This is a genomic window from Amycolatopsis sp. NPDC114478 (assembly GCF_055633805.1).
In genome coordinates this window covers 22689-45109 of sequence record NZ_JBVKDO010000032.1, presented here as the reverse complement: position 1 = coordinate 45109, position 22421 = coordinate 22689, and the positions used below count along the sequence as shown (strand labels likewise).

Here is a 22421-nt window from a genome sequence, read left to right as displayed (position 1 = left end):
CGAGGAACATGACCAACGTGGAGACCACGGACGCGACCGGCCTCGGGGAGATCGAGGTCGGCGCCGCCCGGATCAACGTCGACGACAAGCGCATGATCAACGCGCGCGCCGACGTCAACCAGCTGCTGCCCATGAAGTACAAGTGGGCGTGGGAGAAGTACCTCGCCGGCTGCAACAACCACTGGATGCCGACCGAGGTCGCCATGCAGGCCGACATCGCGCTGTGGAAGTCGCCGGACGGCCTCACCGAGGACGAGCGGCAGATGCTCAAGCGCAACCTCGGCTTCTTCGCGACCGCGGAGTCGTTGGTGGCCAACAACATCGTGCTCGCGGTGTACCGGCAGATCACCAACCCCGAGTGCCGCCAGTACCTGCTGCGCCAGGCGTTCGAGGAGGCCGTGCACACGCACACCTTCCAGTACATCTGCGAGAGCCTCGGCCTGGTCGAGGGCGAGCTGTTCAACATGTACCGCGAGGTTCCGTCCATTTCGGACAAGGACGCGTGGGCGCTGAAGTACACGCAGAACCTGGAGAACCCGGACTTCGAGACCGGCACGCCGGAGGCCGACCAGGCGTTCCTGCGCGACCTCGTCGCGTTCTACGTGATCTTCGAGGGCATGTGGTTCTACACCGGCTTCGCGCAGATCCTGTCGCTGGGCCGCCGGAACAAGATGGTCGGCATCGCCGAGCAGTACCAGTACATCCTGCGCGACGAGTCGATCCACCTGAACTTCGGCATCGACTGCATCAACCAGATCAAGATCGAGAACCCGCACCTGTGGACCGAGGAGTTCCAGGCCGAGGTGCGCGGAATGCTGAAGGAGGCGTGCGAGCTCGAGGTCAACTACGCGCGCGACACGATGCCGCGCGGCATGCTCGGCCTGTCGGCGCAGCTGTGCGAGCAGTACATGCACTTCATCACCGACCGCCGCGCGCAGCAGATCGGGCTCCAGCCGATCTTCGGCGAGACCGAGAACCCGTTCCCGTGGATGTCCGAGGCGATGGACCTGAAGAAGGAGAAGAACTTCTTCGAGACCCGCGTCATCGAGTACCAGTCGGGCGGCGCGCTCGACTGGGACTGAGGTCCCGCTGCTGAGCCCGGCCACGTCTTTCGGGGCGTGGCCGGGCTTCTTCACGCCGCCGGGTCGATCCGGACCGTCGCTGCGCGGCCCTCGACGCCGGGCCCGTCCCCGGCCGTCAGGACGAGCGAGTAGCTCTCGGCGTGCGGGGGCAGGATCCTTCCCAGGCAGGAACTCTCGGCTTTTCCGCTCCTCGAGCCGGGGCGAAGGTGTCTTCATGACCAAGACCACCGTCACCTTCACCAGCGCCGGCATCGACATCGCGGCGCACCTCTACGTCCCCGACGACACGGGCACCCCGCGCCCCGCGCTCGTTGTCGGGCACCCCGGGACCGGCATCAAGGAGCAGACCTCCGGGACGTACGCGCGGCTGATGGCCGAACGCGGGTTCGTCACCCTGGCGTTCGACGCCGCCCACCAGGGCGAATCCGGCGGTCTGCCGCGCGGCCTCGAAGACCCCGCCCAGCGGATCGAAGACTTCAAGGCCGCCGTCTCGTACCTCACCACCCGCCCCGAGGTCGACGCCGGCCGGATCGGGCTGCTCGGCATCTGCGCCTCAGGCGGGTACTCGCTCGCCGCCACCGGTGGTGACCACCGCGTCAAGGCCGTGGCGACCGTGTGCACCGCCGAACCCGCCCGCCAGTTCCGCTACGGCGCCGACGGCACCCAGGACCCGGCCGTCTTCCAGGGTCTGCTCGACGCCGCCGCCCAGGCGCGGACGGCCGCCGCCCGCGGTGAGGACCCCGGCGTGCTGACGATGTTCCCCGAGACGGCCGCGGAAGCCGGCGCGCTCGGCGGGCAGCACGGCGTCGAGGGCTGGGAGTACTACTGCGGTGCCCGCGGCCACCACGAGCGCTCGGCGAAGTTCCTGACCTGGGACAGCGTCGACAAGATGGCCGCGAGCGACGTCTTCCACGCCGTCCCGCTGATCGGCCCGCGCCCGATGCTGCAGATCCTCGGCGAGCGCGCCGTCACCGCGTGGATGGGCCTGGAGGCCCACCGGCGCGCGACCGGTCCCGCGGAGATCCACTGGATCGAGGGCGCGAGCCACGTCGACCTCTACGACAAGCGCGAGTACATCGACCTCGCCGTCGACAAGCTCGCCGGCTACTTCGGTCAGTACGTGTAGCGGCGCACCTTCTCCGGGTGGATCACCAGGCGGAGCTGGTCCACCGCCAGGATTCCCTCGAGATCCGCGGCCCGCGCCGGGTCGCCGAGGTCCCAGTAGCGCGCGGCCAGGCGTGACGCGAGTTCGTGCGCCCCACCGGCTTCGAGGGAAACCCGGCCCGTGGCCGACACCCACCGTTCGCGCTCCCCCACCGGCGCCGCCACGGTGAGCGACGCGCGCGGGTCGCGGCGCACCCGCCGGACCTTCGGCGAGTCCGGTTCCGTGAACAGCTGGATCGTGCCTGCGGCCGTCGCCTCGAACCACACCGGACGGGGCTCGCCGCCGGCCACCGTCAAGAAGCCGTGCAACGGCCGCCGGAGGAGTTCGAGGTCCTGATCAGTCAACGCGGTCATGACGTCGAGTCAACCCGGCCCGCTCGGACGATCCCATGGGTGAAACACCGGAACACCTACGCGATCGTCTAACGTCACCCTCGTGGACGCCTTCGGTGACCTCTTCCGCGACGTGCGGGCCCACGGCTCGCTGTTCGGCAGCTCGGCCCTCGCCTCGCCCTGGGCCCTGCACTTCGTCGACGGCGCGCCGCTGACCCTCTGCACGGTCCTCACCGGCGGCGGCTGGATCGTGCCGGACCACGGCGCACCGGAACCGCTGCGCGCCTACGACACGGTCGTCGTCCGCGGGCCGGCGACCTTCACCTTCGTCGACGAGCTCGGCACCACCGCCGAACCCGTGGCGTGCGGCGAGTTCTGCGCTGCGCCCGAGCTGGGCGGGACCCGGCATCGGCGCGGCTGGCACGACCCCGGCGACGGCTCGACGACCCTGATCACCGGCGCCTACCCGGTCCGCGGCGAGATCGGCCGCCGGCTGCTGGACGCCCTGCCCGTCGTGCTGCGGGTCGACGGCGGTGGCACCGGCGACGCCGTGCTGGACCACCTCGCGGCCGAGGTCGCCGTCGACGCGCCGGGCCAGCAGGTGGTGCTCGACCGGCTGCTGGACTGGATGCTCGTCTGCACGCTGCGCGAGTGGTTCGACCGGCCCGGCGGCGCGCCCCCGGCGTGGTGGACCGCCCAGCGCGACGCGGTGGTCGGCCAGGCGCTGCGGCTCCTGCACGCCGAACCGGCGGCGCCGTGGACGGTCGGGACGCTGGCCGCCCGCACCGGCGTGTCGCGCTCGACGCTGGCCAAGCGCTTCGGCGACCTGGTCGGCGAGCCGCCGCTGACCTACCTGACCCGCCACCGCATGGCGCTCGCGGCCGACCTCCTGGCCGAGCGGGTGACCGCGACCGTCGCGGAGGTCGCCCACGCCGTCGGGTACGCCGACGCGTTCTCGTTCAGCGCGGCGTTCAAGCGGGTGCGCGGCACGAACCCGTCCGAAGCCCGGCGCGCCGAGGCGCGGAACCGCTGAAGGGCCGGCGCCCGGAAGCCACCCGAAAAGAGGACGCCCCACCTGTTGTCACATCGTCAACAAGGGTGCATCGTGGGGGGACAGCCGATCTCAGCGGGGAGATGGTCATTTTGCCGGGCACTGTCAGCCGAGCCGCCGAAGCGCTGCGCGAACGCGTTCCGCCCTTGACGGCGCTCCCCCTGCCGCACAAGGTCGACGAGCGCTGGCTGCAGTCGCGCTGGCCCGTCAAGGAGCTCGCGACGCCGCCCGCGGGCAGCGGCCTCAAGCCCGTCCTCGGCGACGAAGGGCCGCCGGTCGTCGGGCACATGCTCGAGATGATGCGCTTCGGACCCGCCTTCGGCCTGCGCCGCTACGAGCTCTACGGCCCGGTGTCCTGGACCGGCGGGTTCGGCCGCCGGATCGTCGCGCTGTCCGGGCCGGAGGCGACGCAGATCGCGCTCGTCAACAAGGACAAGGCGTTCTCGCAGGAGGGCTGGAAGTTCTTCATCGAGAAGTTCTTCGAGCGCGGCCTGATGCTGATGGACTTCGGCGAGCACCACCTGCACCGCCGGATCATGCAGGAGGCCTTCACCCGCCCGCGCCTGGCCGGCTACGTCGGCGAAATGGGCCCCGCGCTGCGCGAAGGCGTCGCGAGCTGGGGCTCGAACGAGCGCCCGCGGCTGTACTGGGCGCTCAAGCAGCTCACCCTCGACGTCGCGACGCGCGTGTTCATGGGCATGCGCAGCGGCGCCGACTCGCACCGGATCAACCGCGCGTTCGTCAGCTCCGTGCGTGCCGGCACCGCGCTGGTGCGCGTCCCGGTGCCCGGCGGGCGCTGGTCGGCGGGCCTGCACGGGCGGAAGGTGCTCGAGCGCTACTTCAGCGAAACCCTGCCCGCCAAGCGGAAGTCGGACGGCGACGACCTCTTCACCGCCCTCTGCCACGCCACCACCGAGGACGGCGACCGCTTCACCGACACCGACATCGTCAACCACATGATCTTCCTGATGATGGCCGCGCACGACACGACGACCATCACCAGCAGCGCCATGGCGTACTACCTCGCCAAGCACCCCGAGTGGCAGGAGCGCGCCCGCGAGGAGTCCCTGGCCCTCGGCGACGACGTCCTCGACATCGAGGCGATCGACAAGCTCGAAACCCTGGACCTCGTGATGAAGGAGGCGCTGCGGCTCGTCGCGCCGGTGCCGACGCTGACCCGCCAGACCGTCAAGGACACCGAGGTCCTCGGCCACTACATCCCCGCCGGCACCCTGTGCGGCGTCTCCCCGACGGTGAACCACTTCGCGCCCGAGTGCTGGACGAACCCCTTCGACTTCGACCCCGAGCGGTTCGCCGAGCCGCGGCGCGAGGACAAGTCGCACCGGATGGCGTGGATGCCGTTCGGCGGCGGCGCGCACAAGTGCATCGGGCTCCACTTCGGCAGCCTCGAGGTGAAGTTGCTGATGCACGAGATGCTGCGGGCGTACCGCTGGTCGGTTCCGGAGAGTTACACCGCGAAGTGGGACTACGTGTCCCTGCCGGTCCCCGCCGACGGTCTTCCGGTGCGGTTGACGCGTCGCTGACCCGGGCTCTGTCTGCCACTGCATACGCGGTGTGACAAAAAGTTACCGCATGTGGGCATTCGTTCACTCGTTCAGCCGGTAGACACCCCGTTACGCGCATGATGGCGTGGCATCGGTCGCGGCCGAGGGGTACCTAGTGTGGGTTCATGATCCCCGACACCGTGGCTGAACTGGCCTGACCCGTGCGTGAAGAGGTGGAGTGTGCCTGAGCCCGGTGCCGCGCCAGGACTGCTGGACGTGGCGCGCAGGTGGGCGGCGACGTTGGCCGACACCAAAGGAGTAACACTTCCCCCGGAGGAGCTGGAGCCACTGCTTCTGGAGATCGCGCACGACGCGATCGACCACGCCGGCCCGGGCCACGACGGCGCCCTGCACCGGTTCACGGCGCTGTACGCCGCGTCGCCGATGGGCATCGCGCTCGCGGACCCCGGCGGCGAGATCGTCGAGGCCAACCTCGCGCTCGGCCAGCTGCTCGGCTGCTCGCCGGACGAGCTGCGCGGGCGCCACCTCACCGACCTCGGCTCGACCGACCACGACGTCTCGCGCCTCAAGGCGGGCCTCGAGCAGGTGCGCGGCGGGCGTGAGCGCTACCAGGAGCGGATGCTGCTCGACCACACCGAGGACGGGCAGCTCTGGACCGACGTCACCCTCGCCCGGCTGCCCGGCGACCGGCCGGGGTCGGTCTACCCGGTGCTGATGGTCTCCGACGCGAACGAGCTGCACCTGCTGCAGGAACGGCTGCTGCACCAGAACGTGCACGACCCGCTGACCGGGCTGCCCAACGCGTCGTCGTTCACCACCAAGCTCGAAGCCGCGCTCGGCGCCGGCGCGCGCGACGACATCGCGCTGATCTACCTCGACGTCGACGGCTTCAAGGTGGTCAACGACGGCCTCGGCGCCGGCGTCGGCGACCAGGTGCTGCGCGGGGTCGCGAGCAAGCTGTCGGCGGTGTTCACCGGCCACCACGACGGGTTCGTCGCGCGGCTGTCCGGCGACGGCTTCGCGGTGCTGCTGCGCGGCGAGCTGTCCGCCAGCGCGGTCGTCGAGCTCGTCGAGCGGGCGCTGGAAGATCTGAACGAGCCGATCTACCTGGGCGGGCACGGCATCGGTGTCAGCGCGAGCGCGGGCATCGTGGTGCGCGCGGCGGTCGAGGGCGGCGCGGCCGAGCTGCTGCGGGCGGCGGAGATCGCGCTGCACCGCGCCAAGGAGGCCGGCAAGGCGCAGTGGATGCTGTTCGACCCCGAGCTGGACGCCCGCGACCGCGGCCGCTACCAGCTGGGCGCGGTGATCGCCGGGGCGCTGGAGAACGGCGAGTTCTCGCTCGTCTACCAGCCGACGGTGCGCCTGACCGACCCCGAGCGCCTCGCCGCGGTCAACGCGGGCCTGCGCTGGAACCACCCGGAGAAGGGCGAGCTGGACTCGGACGAGTTCTACCCGCTGGCCCAGACGACGGGGATGACGGTGCCGTTGGGGCGCTGGCTCCTGGCGGAGTCCCTGGCGGCGACGGCCCGCTGGCGCACCCGCTTCGGCGACGCGGCCCCGGACGTGTGCGTCCAGCTGCCCACGCGGCTGGCCATCGACCCGGACCTGGTCCTGCTGGTGAAGGAGCAGCTGGACAAGAACGAGCTCCCGGCGAACGCGCTGCGGCTGTGCACGAACCGCGACTCGATCCTCGACCCGCGCGGCGAGGTGCTGGACTCGTTCGCGGTGCTGTCCGACCTGGGCACGCAGCTGGTGCTGACGATCTCGGGCTCGGCGGACCTGGAGCTGATCCCCCGGCACCGGCTGCCGGTCCGTCACGTGATCCTGTCCGGCCCGGTGGTCGACGCGCTGGACACGGACTCGCCACCGGAGCCGGCGTTGCGCCACCTGACGCAGCTGGTGACCCGGGCGCGTGAGCTGAAGCTCCGCGTGGGAGCGGAGGGCGTCCGCTCGCACGAGCAGGCAGCGCGGTTGCGGCAGCTGGGCGTACTGGCGGCCCGGGGACCGTTCGTGAAGGACACGGCAACGGGCGACGAGGTCGACGAGCTGATCGCCCGCCACCCGGGCGGCTGAGGCACTGGGCTCGGGTCGCTCGGGGCAACGGCCTCCGGGCGGGCACAGGGTCGGCGCCGCCGATCGGGCACGCCCCCACCGGCGCTCCCTCAAGCGAGCGAGCGCCGGGCCCGGTCGACCAGCGCCATCGGGCGGGCAAGCCGCAGCCGGCGGTCCCTCGGGCAAGCAGGCGCGGGTTCGGTCGCGGCAAGCCGGCACCGCCGGTCGGGCACTCCGCAAGCGGCCCCCACCCGAGCGAGCGCCGGCTCGGTCGTCGCGGACCGGCGCCCGCGTCCTGGCCGAGAGCCGCGGACCGGCGTGATCTCCGCCCGCACTGACCAAGCCGGTGGGGCGGTGGCTCCGAACACACGGCAGGATGGGTTCTGCCGCCGATGAGAAGGGACGTCCATGGACGCCGGAGACCTCGCCCCCGACTTCACGTTGCCCGATGACCAGGGCGCCGAGCGCACGCTGTCGGACTTCCTGGCCACCGGGCCGGTCGTGCTGTTCTTCTACCCCGCCGCGATGACCGGGGGCTGCACCGCCGAAAGCTGCCACTTCCGCGACCTCGCCGCCGAGTTCGCCGAGGTCGGCGCGCACCGGATCGGGATCAGCCCGGACGGCATCACCAAGCAGCGGCAGTTCTCCGAGGCCAACGGCTTCGACTACCCCCTGCTGTCCGATGTGGAGGGTGAAGTCGCGAAGCAGTTCGGCGTCTGGCGGAAGCTGCTGCCGCTGCACGCCAAGCGCGTCACGTTCGTGATCGGCGAAGACCGGAAGGTCCTCGAGAAGATCAAGAGCGAGCTGAACTTCACCGTGCACGCCGACCAGGCGCTCAAGGTGCTGCGGGAGCGCAACAAGGTTTCCTGACCGCTCAGCGGCGGGGCGGCCAGACCCGCGGCGGCCGGCGCAGCCGCGTACCGGACGGCCACCCCCCGCGACGGCGCCCGTCGCGCCGGCGAGCCCATGCCGGGGCTTCGTCGGCGCGCCGGCGTCTCGGGGGCCGGGTGGCGCGCTGCCGCTCGCACAGCCACCGGTGCCCCAGTTCGGTCCGGTAGATCAGGGTCTCCATCACGGCCGCTCCCAACGCCAAACGTGGTTGATGCCCGTGCACGACGGCGCGAGCGGCTTCTCGGCCGGCTCTTCGCGCACCTTCACGAAGCCGAGCCGCTCGGGCACCGCTCCACTTCGGACGTTCAGTTCGTCGTGCTTGATCTCGACGTAGCCCGCGCCCAGCCGGACCGCCTCGTCGGTGAGCAGCCGGGCCGCGCGGGTCATCAGGCCGCGGCCGGTGTGCCCGCGCGCGAGCCAGTAGCCGATCTCGATCCCGCCGTCGCGCTTCATCGTGCCGATGCCGCCGGCGATCGCGCCGTCGACGCGGATGGCGAAGTCGTGCGTTTCCCCGCTCTCCCAGTTCTTCCGGGTGCGCCGCAGGAACTCGGCGCTGTCTTCGGCGGTGTAGCCGCCGGCCGCCCAGATCAGCCAGGCGCCGAGGTGGTCGAGGGACCCGGCGACCGCCGCGGTGAGCTCCGGCTCGTCGGCGAACTCCCAGCGGGTCAGGGTGAAGCCGTCACCGGTGTAGGTCTCCTTCACGGCTTCTCCTTCCGCCACACCTGCTTGACCCCGACGCAGGACGGCGGCCGGACACCGTCGTCAGCGGGTTCCTTGCGCACCAGGGAAAACCCGAGCCGGGCCGGGATCGCTCCACTTCGGACGTTCGCCTCGTCGTGCTTGATCTCGACGTACCCCGCGCCGCGCGCGAACGCGTCCGAAACCAGCAGCGTCACCGCGCGGGTCACCAGACCGCGGCCGGTGAACTCCCGCGCGAGCCAATAGCCGGTCTCGACGCCGCCCTCGCGGGTCATCACGCCGACGCCGCCCGCGAGCGAGCCGGCCACCCGGATCGCCCACTCGTGGGCTCGGCCGGTTTCCCAGTTCTCGTGCGTCAGCCGCAGGAACGCCGCCGCGTCGGACTCCGTGTAGCCGCCGACCGCCCACGGAACCCAGTCGGCCAGGTGGCCGCCGGACCCCGAGACCGCCGCCGCGGCGGCCGAGCAGTCGCCGGACTGCCAGCGGGTCAGCGAAAACTCGTCACGGGTGAACGTCTCGGCCGGGGTCTCCATGGCTCCCATGGTGCCCCGGCCGAGACGAAACCGCGTCCGAATTAATTGCTGATGACGCTGTCCGGGATCTCCGTGTCGTTCTTCAGCGCGTCGAACAGCTGCTTCGACTTGGTCTTGTCCCAGTTCTCGGCAGAGCCGTTCGTGACCGGGACGGTCGTCGTCACGACGCCGCCGGAGGAGATGCCGCGCATCGCGATCGCCAGGCCCACCAGGTTGTGCACGTGGTCGCCCGAGTCCATCGTCAGCGCGTCGGGCCCGGAGCCCAGCAGCGGGAAGAAGTGGAACGGGTTGAGCAGCGTGCCGGGGCTCGCGATCTGGCTCACCAGGGCGCCGATGAACTTGCGCTGGTTGGCGACGCGGTCGAGGTCCGACCGCGGCGTCGCGTCGCTGTGGCGCATGCGGACGAAGCCCAGCGCCGAGCGGCCGTCGAGCGTCTGGGGGCAGCCCGCCTTGATGCTGATCCCGGTGACGGTGTCGTTCATGTCCTTGTCGATGCACATGTCGACGCCGCCGATCGCGTCGACGATCTTGGCGAACCCGCCGAAGCCGATCTCCGCGTAGTGGTCGATGTGCAGCCCGGTGGCGCCCTCGACGGTCTGCGTGAGCAACTTCGGGCCGCCCAGCGAGAACGCCGCGTTGATCTTGTTCGTGCCGTGGCCCGGGATCTTCACCTGGGAGTCGCGCGGCAGCGACAGCAGCGTCGGCTTGGTGGAGTTGTCCGGGAGGTGCGCGACCATGATCGTGTCGGTGCGCTGCCCGCCGCCCGCCGCGGCGACGTCGCCGGTGGCCAGCCGCTCTTCGTCGGCGGCCGTGAGGCCTTCGCGGCTGTCGGAGCCGACGATCAGCCAGTTGGTGCCGGCCGCGGCGACCGGGCGGCCCGAGTAGTCGGTCAGCGCGTCGACGCGCTTGATGGAGAACTCCAGGTAGACCCAGATGCCGGCGAGGAACACCACGAACACGAGCAGCAGCGTCAGCAGGATCCGGCCGAAGCCCCAGCGACGCCGGCGCGGCGGCCGGGACGGCGGGTAGTCCTCGTCCGGGCGCGGGGGGTCACGCCGGGGCGGCGGGGGCGGCGCGTACTGGGGATCGTCCTCGCGCGTGCCCATCGGGCGGGTGCGCTCGTCGTAGGGGCTGCGACCGCGGCCGGGCAGCGGCATCATCTGCGCGCGCTGGTGGTCCCGGGCACGCGCGGGAGGCCGGGGCGGCATGCGGCGCCCGCCGTCGTCGCCACGGTACGTCATCTCCATCACCCAATCCCGATCCGGACAAAACTGTCGTCGCCAGTACACCGCACGTCCTCTACAAAGAGGACGTCCGGCATCGGGTCGGGTTGTCCGGCGGGGTTACTTGCCGGTCGCCTCGTAGCCGAACTGGTGGACCTTGAGGTACCCGGAGCGGAACCCGGCCTCCGAGTAGGCCAGGTAGAACTCCCACATCCGGCGGAAGACGTCGTCGAACCCGAACCCGGCGATGTCGGTCCAGCGGTGCAGGAACCGTTCGCGCCACAACCGTAACGTGCGCGCGTAGTCTTGGCCGAACTCGCGCATCCCGGCCAGCTTGAGCCGGGTGTTCGCCTTGACGCCCTCCTCGACCGAGCGCACCGACGGGATGATGCCGCCCGGGAAGATGTACTTGTGGATCCAGGTGTAGGCGCGCGAAGCCGCCAGCATCCGGTCGTGGTCCATGGTGATCGCCTGCAGGCCGAACCGGCCGCCGGGGCGCAGCCGCTCCCCGATCGTGGCGTAGAACGCCGGCCAGTAGGACGCGCCGACGGCCTCGATCATCTCGACGCTGACCACGGCGTCGTACTGGCCGCTCGACTCGCGGTAGTCGCACAGCTTCACTTCCACGCGGTCGGAGAACCCGGCCGCGGCGATGCGCTCGGTGGCCAGCGCGCGCTGTTCCTCCGAAATGGTCAGGGACGTCACGTACGCGCCGCGGGCGGCGGCGCGGATGGCGAGTTCACCCCATCCGGTACCGATTTCGAGGACTTCGCTGCCCTCGCGGACGCCGGCGTAGTCCAGCACGCTGTCGATCTTGCGGTACTGGGCGGCGGTGAGGTCCTCGCCGGGGCCGAACAGGGCCGAGGAGTACATCATCGACTCGTCGAGGAAGGCGCCGAACAGGTCGTTGGACAGGTCGTAGTGCCGGTGGATGTTGGCCCGCGCGCCTTCGAGGGTGTTCTCCTCCGACGGCGGCTGCGTGCGCTCGGCGATCTTCCGGAACTTCTGCAGCACCGGCGGCACGAGCGTGGCCATCCGCTCGGCGAACGGCGTCAGCACCTCGGCCAGGTCGGAGGCCGTCCAGTCACCGGCCATGTAGGACTCGCCGAAGCCGATCTTGGCGTCGACGCCGAGGCGGTGGAAGAACGCTTCCGGTCGCAAAATACGCATTTCGGGTGATTCCGGACCACCGGCACCGAGCACCGTGCCGTCCGGGAAGACCACCCGGACGTCGAGCGGGCGGACCGCGCGGCGGAACAACGCGGCGGCGATCCGCGCGCGCAGCGCCGATCGCGGCGGGCTGGCCAGGCCCGGCCAACGAGACTCGTCGGGGATGTCCTGAGCGCGGTCAACACTCGAGGTGGTCACGGTTCTCCCTCCGCCGGCCTGGTGCGCCGGTGAACGATCGTAGTCGCCGCACCCCCGCGGCGCGTTTCGCTGTATGCCCTGTTCGGGGCGGTTCTACACCGGTATTCGGAGCCGCTCGGGCCCCGGCGCGGCCCATGCGCCGCGGAGTTCCGCGCCGGCGTTCCCGGCGAGCACTTCCAGTGTGAAAGCAATCGTGAGCCGGGTCCACACGGACGACCGGCGGAGCATCGCGTGGCCTTCGTTCGCGATCTCGAACCGGGCGACGCGGGCGGCGACGCCCTCGGCGCGTTCGGCGAAGGCGTGCGACTCCGCCGGGCTGGTCATCCGGTCGCGGGTGCCGTGCACGATGAGCACCGCCCGCCCGGCGACCGCGTCCACCGGCTCGCCCCGCGGCGTCCACGGCGCCAGCGCGCAAACCCCGCGCACCGCCGGGTCGCCGGCCACGCGCAGCGCCACCCGGCCGCCCATGGAGTGACCGACCAGCACGACGGGCAGGCCCGGGTGGTCGGCGTGGATGCGGTCGAGGGCCCAGCGGGCGTCGTCGACGGGGTCCATCGCGGGGGCGTTCCAGCCATAACGGCGGTTGCGCACCAGGCGCACCTCGACGCCGTGCCGACGGCCGGCGCGGTGCAGGGCGCGCGCGATCGGCACCATCCGCAGGAAAGCGAGCTTCCAGGGCGCCACCCTGCCGGTGCCGCGCTCGGCGCCGCCGTGCAGCACGAGCACGACCGCTTCGGTCCGCCCGCGCGCCGGCCACACCGACACCGCCGGTTCCGCTTCGCTCACCCGCGTCCTCCCCTGTCACCCGCATCCGGGTCAACCGCACCCGCCCACCGGGCTATTCCACCGCGCACCACCATCTTCGCGGTAGATTCGGCGCCCGATCCCCTACGGAAGGGTGGGTGTGGTGAGCGCCACGAACATCTCGGGCAGCGTCGCGAAGCAGCTGGCGGACGTCGAGCAGGCCAACGCCGAGGCGGTGCGCGAAGCGGCGGATCTGGTGCTGGGGGTGATCCGGGCCGACGCACTGGTCTATACCGCGGGGGCCGGGCACTCGCTGGCGGCCGTCGCCGAGACGTTCTACCGGGCCGGCGGCCTGGCGTGCGTCTACCCGCTGTACCACCCGGACCTGCTGCCGCTGCACGGCGCGGTGAGCAGCACGCAGACCGAACGGCGCAGCGGTCTGGCCGCCGAAGTGCTGGCCGAGCGCGCACCGGGCCCGGACGACGTGCTGGTGGTCTTCTCGACGTCCGGCTCCAACCCGTACCCGGTCGAGCTGTGCATCGAGGCCCGCGAGCGCGGGGCGGCGGTCATCGCGATCACGTCGCGGGCGTGCGTGGCGGCGGCGCCGAAGCGGTCGTCGAGCAACCTCGTGGAGCAGGGCACGGTGGTGCTGGACTCGCTGGTGATTCCCGGCGACGCGAGCTACCCGCCGGACGCGCCGCGCACCGCGCCGCTGTCCACTGTGGTCAACGCGTTCCTGTGGAACCTCGTGCTCGCCCAGGTCTACGACCGCGGGACGGCCGAGGGCCTCGACGTCCCGCTGTGGCGAAGCTCCAATGTGGAGGGTGGCGACGAGGCCAACGCGGCGCTGCTGGCCAAGTACGGCGAGATCGTGCCGCGGCTGCGCTGACTTGGTGGGAAAGCACCGGCCGGGCGCGCCTTGACGGGCGTGCCCGGCCGCTTTACGGTGAGCATACCGACTGGTCGGTGTGGACCGGTCGTCCCCGAGGAGGTCCGATGGACAGCGCCACGGCGACGGTGCACGGCGAGTGCGCGCCCGGTTTCGAACCGGTGCGCGCGGCCTTCGAAGAGAACTTCCGCTCCCGCGGCGAGCTGGGCGCGGCCTTCACCGCCATCCGCGACGGCGAAGTCGTGGTGGCCCTGTGGGGCGGCTGGTCCGGTCCGGAGCGCACGGCCGAATGGCGGCCGGACACGCTCGCCAACGTGTGGTCGACGACCAAGGGCATGACGGCGATCTGCGCGCACAAGCTCGTCGACGCCGGCGAGCTGGACGTCGACGCGCCGGTCGCGAAGTACTGGCCCGAGTTCGCCGCGGCGGGCAAGGCCCAGGTCCCCGTGCGGTGGCTGCTCACCCACCGCTCCGGTGTGCCCGGGATCGGCCTCGACCGGCCGGTGCGGGTCGAAGAGCTGTACGACTGGGACCTCATGACGTCGCTGCTGGCGGCGCAGGAACCGTTGTACGTGCCCGGTTCCGCGGGTGGCTACCACGCGCTGGCCTACGGCTGGCTCGTCGGCGAGGTCGTCCGCCGGATTGCCGGGCAGGGCATCCGGGAGTACTTCGCCGAGCAGGTCGCCGGGCCGCTGGGCGCGGACTTCTCGATCGGCCTGGCCGACGACGCCGACCTGGACCGCTGCGCGACGCTCGTCGACCCCGTCATGACCGAGGAGATGGCGAACGCGCTGGCCACGGCGTTCGCCGCGGCCGGCCCGGTCGCCCAGGCCGCGCTGACCAACCCCCAGCTCGCGGGCCACCACGCGAACGAGCCGGCGTTCCGCCGCGCCGTGATGCCGGCGTTGAACGGCCACGGCACGGCCCGCGCGATCGCCACGATCTACGGAGCCCTGGCCACCGGCGACCTGCTGTCCGCGCCGACGCTGGCTCGCGCGCGGGAAAGCCAGGGCAAGGAGATCGACGCGGTGCTCGGCCTGCCGAACGAGTGGGGGCTCGGGTTCTACCTGGGTAGCGACGCCCGCGGTTTCGGCCCCAACCCGGCGGCCTTCGGCCACGACGGTCTCGGCGGCTCGACCGGCGGCGCGGATCCGGAGAACGGCATGTCGTTCGGCTACACGCTCAACCAGCTGGGGCCGCTGATCCGCGACGATCCGCGAAAGATGGCGCTGGTCAACGCGGTCTACGAGAGCTTGGACGCGCAGAAGGGCTGACAGCGAGGTGGCGCGCGGGGTTCCCGCGCGCCACCTCTCCCGCTCACGCCACCGCCGGCTCCTCCTCCGCGAACTGCGTCGCGTGCAAAGTCGCGTACCGGCCGTTCAGCGCCAAGAGCTCCTCGTGCGTACCGCGTTCGACGATCTCCCCGTGCTCCAGCACCAGGATCCGGTCCGCCGCGCGAACCGTCGACAGCCGGTGCGCGATCACCAGCGCCGTCCGCCCCACCAGCGCGTGGGTCAACGCCTCGCCGACCGCCGCCTCGGACTCCGAGTCCAGGTGCGCCGTCGCCTCGTCCAGGATGACCACCTTCGGCTGCGCCAGGAGCAGCCGCGCGATCGTCAGCCGCTGGCGTTCGCCGCCGGAGAGCCGGTAGCCGCGCTCCCCCACCGTCGTGTCGAGGCCGTCCGGCAGCGACCGCGCCAGCTGGCCGAGCCGCGCCCGATCCAGCGCCTCCCAGATCTCGTCGTCGGTGACGCCGGGACGCGCGTACGCGAGGTTGGCGCGGATCGTGTCGTGGAAGAGGTGCCCGTCCTGCGTCACGACGCCGACGGTCTCGCGCAGCGAAGCGAAACTCAGGTCCCGGACGTCCACATCGGACAGCCGCACCGACCCGGAGTCGACGTCGTACAGCCGCGGCAGCAGCGACGCGATCGTCGACTTCCCCGCGCCGGACGACCCGACCAGCGCGACCATCTCCCCCGGCTCGGCGCGGAAGGAGATACCGTGCAGCACCTCGTCGCCGCCGCGGTGGTCGAGCGTGGCGACGTCTTCCAATGACGCCAGCGAGTACCGGTCCGCCGCCGGGTAGCCGAAGCGGACGTCCGAGAACTCGACCGAAACCCCGGAAGACGGCGGCAGAGCACGCGCGTCCGGCTTCTCCTTGATCATCGGCTCCAGGTCCAGGACCTCGAAGACGCGCTCGAACGACACCAGCGCGGTCATGACGTCGACGCGGACGTTGGCCAGCGCGGTCAGCGGCGCGTACAGCCGGGTCAGCAGCAGCGCCAGCGCGACGACGGTGCCCGGCGCGAGCTTGCCGGTCAGCGCGAGGTACCCGCCGAGGCCGTAGACGAGCGCCTGCGCCAGTGCGGAAACCAGGGTCAGGCTCGTCATGAACCAGCGGGTCAGCATCGCGGTCCGGACGCCGATGTCGCGCACGCGCCCGGCCCGCAGCGCGAAGTCGTCCGCCTCCTGCACCGGACGGCCGAACAGCTTGACCAGGGTCGCGCCCGGCGCGGAGAACCGCTCGGTCATCTGCGTCGTCATGCCCGCGTTGAGGTTCGCGGCCTCGCGCTGCAGCCCGGCCATCCGGCGGCCGAGCCGGCGCGCCGGCAGCACGAAGATCGGCAGCAGCACCAGCGCGAGCACCGTGACCTGCCACGACAGCGTCAGCATCACGGCCAGCGACAGCGCCAGCTGGATCGTGTTGGTGACCAGGCCGGACAGCGTCGCGGTGAACGTCCGCTGCGCGCCGATGACGTCGTTGTTGAGCCGCGAGACCAGCGCGCCGGTGCGGGTGCGGGTGAAGAACGCGATCGGCATCCGCTGCACGTGCTCGAACACCGCACGCCGCAGGTCGAAGATGATGCCTTCGCCGATACGCGCGGACTGCCAGCGCTCGACCAGGCCGAACCCGGCGTCGGCGATCGCCAGCGCGGCGATGACGACGGCGAGCCAGATGACCAGCGGCAGGTCACGGCCGCCGACGATCGCGTCGACCACCTTGCCCGCCAGCACCGGCGTCGTCACCGCGAGGACCGCCGAGATCACCGTCAGCACGAGGAAGGCCAGCAACCGCCGCCAGTGCGGCCGGGCGAACCGCGCCACGCGTTTCAGCGTGCCGCGGCTCAGCCCCTTCGGCACGTCGTTGGCGCGCATCGCCGAGCTCAGCAGCGCCCAGGTGTTGTCCATGGGGAACCCCCAGTCTCAAAACCTCTACCATAACTGAGGTTTTCTCCGGATATGACCTGGACAACGCGGGCGTTGTCCGTTTGCTTCCCGCCGCCGTTCACTCCCCGCGAACAACGCGGTGCAGTGCGGCGCGCAGCCGCTGCGCGTCCCCTTCGGCCAAGGGCTCCAGCAACTGCGCCTCAGCCTGCCGGGTGACGTCTTCGCCCGCCGCGCGGACCCGCTCGCCTTCGCCGGTCAGCGTCACCAGGCGCTTGCGGCGGTCGCCCGGCGCGACCTCGCGCCGGACCAGTCCCTTCACCTCCAGCTCGTCGACGAGCGCGACCATCGTCGTCCGGTCGATGCCCAGGCGGGCCGCGCCGTCCTGCTGCGACAGCGCCGGGCCGTCGCCGAACAGCGTGAGCAGGGCGAGCTGGCGGCCGGTGATTCCCAGCGGCGCGTACAACGGCTCGGCCAGCTCGGCGAGCCGCAGCTGGGCGTGCTTGAGCAGGTAGCCGAGCCGGCGGGTGACGGCGGGCGGCGCTTCGAGGTCGCTGGACACGGGAGGACTCTACCCCTACGCTGATCGTCAGACTTACTGATGATTTGTATGACTGATAATCAGGAGAGCATCATGGTCACGATCGGGCTCAAGCCACCCCAGCAGCACATCGGCGTCGCCGCGCTCCGCGAGGTCTGGGCCATCGCCGACGACGCCGGGTTCGACGGCTGCTGGGTGTTCGACCACCTCGCGCCGATGGGCCCCGACCGCACCGGCGACATCTTCGACGGCTGGACACTCCTGGCTGCGATGGCCGAAGCGACAAAACGGGTGCGCATCGGCTGCCTGGTCTCGGGGAACACGAACCGCCACCCGGGCACGCTGGCGAAGATCGCCGCGACCGTCGACCACCTGTCCGGCGGCCGGCTCGACGTCGGCCTCGGCGCCGGCGGCGACGCGCTCACCGACGCGATGATGGGCACCCCGACCCCACCGCCGGCCGAACGCGTCGCACGGCTCGCCGAGACGTGCGCGATCCTCGGTCTGCTGTGGACTCGCCCGGCGACGGACTTCTCCGGGCGGCACTACACGCTGACGGGGGCGGTCAGCGATCCGAAGCCGGTGCAGCCGAAACCGCCGCTGTGGCTGGGCAGCAGCGGCGAGAAGCGCGGGCTGCGGGTCGTGGCCGAGCATGCCGACGTCTGGCTCAACGCGGCCCTGCCGGGCACGGAAATCGCGGAGCTGCAACGGCTTTCGCGCGTCCTCGACGAACACTGCGCGGCAGCCGGCCGCGACCCGGCGACGATCCGGCGGGCGGTGCAGTTCCGGCTGCCGTCCGATGCGGACAGTGCGCTGCGGCTCGCGCGGAGCTACACCGAGGCGGGCTTCGCCGAGCTGGTGCTGATGCCGACCGGGCACGACGACGTCGTGAAGGCGGCCGAAGCGGCGGCGGAACTGCTTCCCCGCCTGCGCGACGTCGGCTGAACCGGGCAGCGGGCCCCTCGGTAGCCTCAAGAGGTGGAAACGGAGGTGGGCCGGGCGCCCGCATGGCGGCGCGCGGCACGGCTCTTCACGGCTCCCGCGCGCGAAGCCGGCCCGGCCGTCCTGCGCTGGGACCTGGGCTTCTACCTCGCCTGCCTGGCCTTCGCGCTGCCGACCGCGCTCGTCGCCGAGTTCTACGGCTACCGCGTCTGGGGCAACTTCGCGACCGTCGCGTACGGCTTCGGCGCGCTGCACAGCGGGTGGCTGCTGCTGTCCGCACGCACCGGCCGTACGCCGCACGGAGTACTCGGCTCGCGCTGGTGCGGCATCGCCGCCGTCGCCTTGTTGGCAATGATCCTTCCGTTGCTGCTTCTCGTGATCCGCCGACTGACCGGGGTGGACTGGCTGATCACCCCGTTCTCGTGGGCCGCGCAGCCCGAGGTCTGGGTGATCGAGCGGTCCGCGGATCTGCTGCTGCACCACGGAACCCCGTACATCGACGTCACCGCGCTCCACCGGCCGCCCGAGGTCAACGACTACACCCCCTACGGCCCGGTCATGGCGGTGTTCGGCCTGCCGCGGGCGCTGTTCGGGGGCACGCCGCTGGGCGACGCGCTCACCGACGCCCGCTGGATGTTCGCCCTCGCCGCCTGCGCGTGCGTGCTGGGCACGTTGAAGCTGCTGAAGTGGCCGAAGGTGCCGGTCGGCGCCGCGCAGCTCGCGCTGGCCTGCCCGCTGACCGCGCTCACCTGGGCCGTCGCCGGCCCCGACCTGGCGATCGTCGGGTTGCTGGTGCTCGCCTGCGCGCTCGCCGCCACCGGACGGGTCGCGTGGTCGGGCCTGGTGCTGGCGCTGGTGGTCAGCGCGAAGCTCATCGTGGCGCCCGCGGCCGCGGTGCTGGCGGTGTTCGTGCTGGTGCGCGGCGGGAAGGGCCGGGACTGGCCCGCGGTGGGGCGGTTCGCCTCAGCGCTGGTGGCGACGACGGTCGCGCTGCACCTGCCCGTCTACCTGGTGGATCCGGCGGCGTTCGTCGAGCACGTCTTCCGGTTTCCCCTCGGGATGGGCGCCGTGCGGTCGCCCGCGGCGAGCCCGCTGCCGGGCCACCTCATCGCCGGACTCGGCGTGGCCGGCCAGGTGGCGGCGTTCGTGTTCGTCGGCGCCGCGGCCGTGGCCATGCTGGTCTGGCTGGTGCGCCGGCCCCCCGCGAACGGCTCCGGCGCAGTCCTGCGCATCGCCGTCGGACTCGGCGCGTTGATCCTGCTCACCCCGGCCACCCGCTACGGCTACCTGGTGTACCCGCTGGTCCTGCTCGGGGCCCACCTGACGTTCCGCGTGGCCGAAGCTCCCGCTGCGCCCCCCGCGCAGCAGTCCTCGCCTACTTCTTCTTGACCCGGGTGGCCCCGCCGCGCCCCCGCAGCTGGACCCCGGACTCCGACAGGACCCGGTGCACGAACCCGTAGGAGCGGCCCGTCGACTCCGCGAGGGCCCGGATGCTGGACCCCTTCTCGTATTTCTTCTTCAGGTCAGCGGCCAGCTTGTCGCGCGTGTTGCCGGTGATCCGCGCGCCTTTCTTGAGATCAGCCACGTCGATCGCCTTCCCGCCGAGAGTGTTCTGGGCCACATATCGGCCCCTGCCGGGGCAATGATCGAACACTGAGCGCCGGATTGCCAGACGACAGCCTCAAAACAGCCGAAATTGCGATCACATTGGGCCATTCCAGTGCCGGGCGGTAGTGATCTTGCACCCGAATGGACGCATGGATCACGCGAGCTGGACAAGTTCCAGGTAGTCCGCCGACCAGTGGTCCTCGGTGCCGTCGGGCAGCAGGATGACCCGCTCCGGCTCGAGCGCCTCGACCGCGCCGGGGTCGTGCGTGACCAGCACGACAGCGCCGGAGAAACTGCGCAAAGCGTCCAGGACCTGGGCACGACTGGCCGGGTCGAGGTTGTTCGTCGGCTCGTCGAGCAGCAACACGTTGGCAGCGCTGGAGACCAGCCCGGCCAGCGCGAGCCGGGTCTTCTCGCCGCCGGAAAGCGTCCCGGCGGGCTGGTCGAGTTGTTCGCCGGTGAAGAGGAAGGAGCCGAGCAGGTTCCGCAACTCCTGCGCGCCGGTGTCCGGCGAGAGATGTCGGATGTTTTCCCACACCGACGCATCATGATCAAGAGTTTCGTGTTCCTGAGCGTAATAGCCCAAACGCATTCCGTGACCCGGCACGATCTCGCCGGTGTCCGGAGTTTCCATTCCGCCGAGGAGCCGGAGCAAAGTCGTCTTTCCCGCGCCGTTCAGGCCGAGTACGACGACCTTCGAACCGCGGTCGATGGCGAGGTCGACGCCGGTGAAGATTTCGAGCGAGCCGTAGGACTTCGACAGACCCTCGGCGGTGAGCGGGGTGCGGCCGCAAGGCGCGGGGTCCGGGAACTTGATCCGGGCGACCTTGTCGGCCTGCCGGGTCTCGTCCAGTGCGGACAGCATCTGCTCGGCGCGGCGCGCCATGTTCTTGGCCGCCACGGCCTTCGTCGCCTTCGCGCCGAGTTTCGCGGCCTGCTGCTGCAGGGCCGACGCCTTCTTCTCGGCGTTGGCGCGCTCACGGCGGCGGCGCTTCTCGTCGGTGGCGCGGGCGTCGAGGTAGCGCTGCCAGCCCATGTTGTACAGGTCGAGCTCGCCGCGGGTGGCGTCGAGGAACCAGACCTTGTTGACGACGTCGGCCAGCAGGTCGACGTCGTGGCTGATCACGACCAGGCCCCCGTCGTGCTGCTTGAGGAACCCGCGTAGCCAGTTGATGGAGTCGGCGTCGAGGTGGTTGGTCGGCTCGTCGAGCAGCAGGATCGTCTCGGACTTGCCGCCGGCGCCCGCTTCGGCCGCGGCGAACAGGATCCGGGCCAGCTCGACGCGGCGGCGCTGACCACCGGAGAGCGTCTGCAGCGTCTGCGCGAGGATGCGGTCGGCCAGGCCGAGGTTCGAGCAGATCCGCGCCGCTTCGCTCTCCGCGGCGTACCCGCCGAGCGAGGCGAAGCGCTCTTCGAGCCGGGCGTAGCGGTTGATGGCCTTGTCGCGCGCGGCTTCGTCGACGAGCTCGGCCATGGAGGCCTGGGCCTTCTCCATGTCGCGCATCAGCTTGTCGAGGCCGCGCGCGGAGAGCACGCGGTCCTTCGCGGTGACCGAAAGATCACCTTCGCGCGGGTCCTGCGGCAGGTAGCCGAGCTCGCCGCTGCGGCGGACCTCGCCCGCGTGCGGCTCGCCCTCGCCGGCGAGCACCTTCAGCGAGGTGGTCTTGCCCGCGCCGTTGCGGCCGACGAGGCCGATGCGGTCGCCGGGCTGGATGCGGACGGTGACGCCGTTGAGCAGGATGCGCGAACCAGCGCGCAGCTCAAGGCCGGTGGCCGTGATCAAGGGAAACTCCCGTGGAAAGGGGGCGTACGGAGGACAGCATCAGGCGGCCGCGAAGGCCGCGGCGTCACTCCAGCTGGATATCCACGGAACCCAGTGTACGGGTCGGTGCCGAACGGTTTTTCCGGACGTGTGCGGTCTCACCCGTCGCGCAGCGTGACCTGCACCGACAGCGCCCGCGCGGCGGCGTCCTCGAGGACGGCGTAGCCCGGCTCGCCGACGTCCAGCACGCGGGGTTCCGCGCGGGCGAACAGCGGCGCCAGCCGGCGGTCCTCCCGCAGCTCGTCGAGGGCCCGCCGATCACCGCCGAGCACCACGGCGTCCACTTCGGACAGTCGGGGCACCAGGACTTCGAAGACGTCCTTGGCCGCGTCCTGGAGCGCGTGGCGCGCCTGGCCCGCGCGACGCCTCGCGAAGCGCTGCTGCGACCAGCCGCCCGCAGCCGAGCGGCCCTGGACGAGGTGCCGGTCGGTGCGGGAGACCTCGATCCGGCCGTCGCGCGCGACGCCGACGCTGTGCCCGCCGCGGCGCACCAGCACGAGCGCGACGGTCCGCGGGCGGAGGGCGTGCGCGACGAGGGCGTCGACGGAAGGTTCTTCGAGGGGTCCGAAAGGGACGGTCGCGGTCGCGGTGGTGCCGTCGGCCGCGGTCACGCGCACTTCGCGCGGTTCGGCTTCGGTGGCGACGATCCCGCCGTGCGACGCGGCGAAGCGGGAGAACCAGCCGGCCAGCCGCTCGGGCGGGACCTCGACAGCGCGTCCGCCCCCGGAGACCTGCCGCGCTTTCGCCATGGGGAAAACGGTACGGGGCCGCCGCGATCACCGCGACGG

Annotated in this window: 21 protein-coding genes; 10 read left to right on the top strand and 11 right to left on the bottom strand. The window is 71.5% G+C overall.

Annotated features, from left to right (window positions below):
* The first annotated feature begins 8 nt into the window (after positions 1-8).
* Positions 9-1082: a ribonucleotide-diphosphate reductase subunit beta gene (locus ACZ7OH_RS46940; protein ID WP_400890189.1), complete on the top strand. Its 1074-nt coding sequence runs from the start codon at positions 9-11 to the stop codon at positions 1080-1082.
* A 214-nt stretch (positions 1083-1296) separates the two neighbouring features.
* Positions 1297-2208 (top strand): alpha/beta hydrolase, encoded by a 912-nt coding sequence (locus tag ACZ7OH_RS46935; RefSeq protein ID WP_470286861.1) that lies wholly within the window; start codon positions 1297-1299, stop codon positions 2206-2208.
* Here the strand turns inward: ACZ7OH_RS46935 and ACZ7OH_RS46930 are convergent.
* Positions 2196-2600, bottom strand: a complete 405-nt coding sequence (locus tag ACZ7OH_RS46930; protein WP_470286860.1) for a pyridoxamine 5'-phosphate oxidase family protein — start codon at positions 2598-2600, stop codon at positions 2196-2198. The two genes, ACZ7OH_RS46935 and ACZ7OH_RS46930, sit on opposite strands and share 13 nt — an antisense overlap.
* An 82-nt stretch (positions 2601-2682) precedes the next feature.
* Here ACZ7OH_RS46930 and ACZ7OH_RS46925 point away from each other — a divergent pair, with 82 nt between their 5' ends.
* The 4 genes from ACZ7OH_RS46925 to ACZ7OH_RS46910 all read left to right on the top strand — a co-directional run bounded on the left by ACZ7OH_RS46925 (position 2683) and on the right by ACZ7OH_RS46910 (position 8078).
* Positions 2683-3612 (top strand): AraC family transcriptional regulator, encoded by a 930-nt coding sequence (locus tag ACZ7OH_RS46925; RefSeq protein ID WP_470286859.1) that lies wholly within the window; start codon positions 2683-2685, stop codon positions 3610-3612.
* Between the two features lie 101 nt (positions 3613-3713).
* Positions 3714-5174 carry a cytochrome P450 gene (locus ACZ7OH_RS46920; protein WP_470286858.1) on the top strand — a complete coding sequence of 487 codons (1461 nt, stop codon included), beginning with the start codon at positions 3714-3716 and terminating at the stop codon, positions 5172-5174.
* Positions 5175-5411: 237 nt separating this feature from the next.
* Complete coding sequence (locus ACZ7OH_RS46915) at positions 5412-7229, top strand: diguanylate cyclase domain-containing protein (protein ID WP_470286908.1); 1818 nt, start codon at positions 5412-5414, stop codon at positions 7227-7229.
* Between the two features lie 387 nt (positions 7230-7616).
* Positions 7617-8078 carry a peroxiredoxin gene (locus ACZ7OH_RS46910; RefSeq protein WP_400890177.1) on the top strand — a complete coding sequence of 154 codons (462 nt, stop codon included), beginning with the start codon at positions 7617-7619 and terminating at the stop codon, positions 8076-8078.
* Positions 8079-8279: 201 nt separating this feature from the next.
* Here the strand turns inward: ACZ7OH_RS46910 and ACZ7OH_RS46905 are convergent, their stop codons facing one another.
* The 5 genes from ACZ7OH_RS46905 to ACZ7OH_RS46885 all read right to left on the bottom strand — a co-directional run bounded on the left by ACZ7OH_RS46905 (position 8280) and on the right by ACZ7OH_RS46885 (position 12708).
* Positions 8280-8801, bottom strand: a complete 522-nt coding sequence (locus ACZ7OH_RS46905) for a GNAT family N-acetyltransferase (RefSeq protein ID WP_470286857.1) — start codon at positions 8799-8801, stop codon at positions 8280-8282.
* Positions 8798-9331: a GNAT family N-acetyltransferase gene (locus tag ACZ7OH_RS46900; protein ID WP_470286856.1), complete on the bottom strand. Its 534-nt coding sequence runs from the start codon at positions 9329-9331 to the stop codon at positions 8798-8800. Before ACZ7OH_RS46900 ends, ACZ7OH_RS46905 begins: the two co-directional genes overlap by 4 nt.
* Before the next feature lie 41 nt (positions 9332-9372).
* Entirely contained in the window at positions 9373-10578 is a 1206-nt protein-coding gene (locus ACZ7OH_RS46895; RefSeq protein WP_470286855.1) for an LCP family protein, read from the bottom strand.
* A 96-nt stretch (positions 10579-10674) separates the two neighbouring features.
* On the bottom strand, positions 10675-11922 hold the full coding sequence (locus ACZ7OH_RS46890; RefSeq protein WP_470286854.1) for a class I SAM-dependent methyltransferase: 1248 nt from the start codon (positions 11920-11922) through the stop codon (positions 10675-10677).
* Positions 11923-12015: 93 nt separating this feature from the next.
* Positions 12016-12708 carry an alpha/beta hydrolase gene (locus ACZ7OH_RS46885; protein ID WP_470286853.1) on the bottom strand — a complete coding sequence of 231 codons (693 nt, stop codon included), beginning with the start codon at positions 12706-12708 and terminating at the stop codon, positions 12016-12018.
* Between the two features lie 118 nt (positions 12709-12826).
* On the opposite strand from ACZ7OH_RS46885, the gene ACZ7OH_RS46880 reads away from it, so the two are divergent.
* Complete coding sequence (locus tag ACZ7OH_RS46880; RefSeq protein ID WP_470286852.1) at positions 12827-13555, top strand: SIS domain-containing protein; 729 nt, start codon at positions 12827-12829, stop codon at positions 13553-13555.
* Positions 13556-13662: 107 nt separating this feature from the next.
* Positions 13663-14829 (top strand): serine hydrolase domain-containing protein, encoded by a 1167-nt coding sequence (locus ACZ7OH_RS46875; RefSeq protein ID WP_470286851.1) that lies wholly within the window; start codon positions 13663-13665, stop codon positions 14827-14829.
* A gap of 43 nt (positions 14830-14872) precedes the next feature.
* On the opposite strand, the gene ACZ7OH_RS46870 is transcribed toward ACZ7OH_RS46875, so the two are convergent.
* Together ACZ7OH_RS46870 and ACZ7OH_RS46865 are read right to left on the bottom strand one after the other, a co-directional pair.
* Entirely contained in the window at positions 14873-16744 is a 1872-nt protein-coding gene (locus ACZ7OH_RS46870) for an ABC transporter ATP-binding protein (RefSeq protein WP_470286850.1), read from the bottom strand.
* 97 nt (positions 16745-16841) lie between these two features.
* Entirely contained in the window at positions 16842-17282 is a 441-nt protein-coding gene (locus ACZ7OH_RS46865; protein ID WP_470286849.1) for a MarR family winged helix-turn-helix transcriptional regulator, read from the bottom strand.
* Positions 17283-17354: 72 nt separating this feature from the next.
* Between ACZ7OH_RS46865 and ACZ7OH_RS46860 the strand changes: the two genes are divergently transcribed.
* Positions 17355-18206 (top strand): LLM class flavin-dependent oxidoreductase, encoded by an 852-nt coding sequence (locus tag ACZ7OH_RS46860; RefSeq protein WP_470286848.1) that lies wholly within the window; start codon positions 17355-17357, stop codon positions 18204-18206.
* Between the two features lie 33 nt (positions 18207-18239).
* Entirely contained in the window at positions 18240-19592 is a 1353-nt protein-coding gene (locus tag ACZ7OH_RS46855) for a glycosyltransferase 87 family protein (RefSeq protein ID WP_470286847.1), read from the top strand.
* Here the strand turns inward: ACZ7OH_RS46855 and ACZ7OH_RS46850 are convergent.
* The 3 genes from ACZ7OH_RS46850 to ACZ7OH_RS46840 all read right to left on the bottom strand — a co-directional run bounded on the left by ACZ7OH_RS46850 (position 19579) and on the right by ACZ7OH_RS46840 (position 22382).
* Positions 19579-19788 carry a helix-turn-helix domain-containing protein gene (locus tag ACZ7OH_RS46850; protein ID WP_003071237.1) on the bottom strand — a complete coding sequence of 70 codons (210 nt, stop codon included), beginning with the start codon at positions 19786-19788 and terminating at the stop codon, positions 19579-19581. The two genes, ACZ7OH_RS46855 and ACZ7OH_RS46850, sit on opposite strands and share 14 nt — an antisense overlap.
* Positions 19789-19965: 177 nt before the next feature.
* Positions 19966-21594 carry an ABC-F family ATP-binding cassette domain-containing protein gene (locus ACZ7OH_RS46845; RefSeq protein ID WP_470286846.1) on the bottom strand — a complete coding sequence of 543 codons (1629 nt, stop codon included), beginning with the start codon at positions 21592-21594 and terminating at the stop codon, positions 19966-19968.
* Positions 21595-21731: 137 nt separating this feature from the next.
* The gene (locus ACZ7OH_RS46840; protein WP_470286845.1) at positions 21732-22382 is read right to left on the bottom strand and encodes an acVLRF1 family peptidyl-tRNA hydrolase; all 651 of its coding nucleotides are present in this window, start codon (positions 22380-22382) and stop codon (positions 21732-21734) included.
* Positions 22383-22421: the final 39 nt, after the last annotated feature.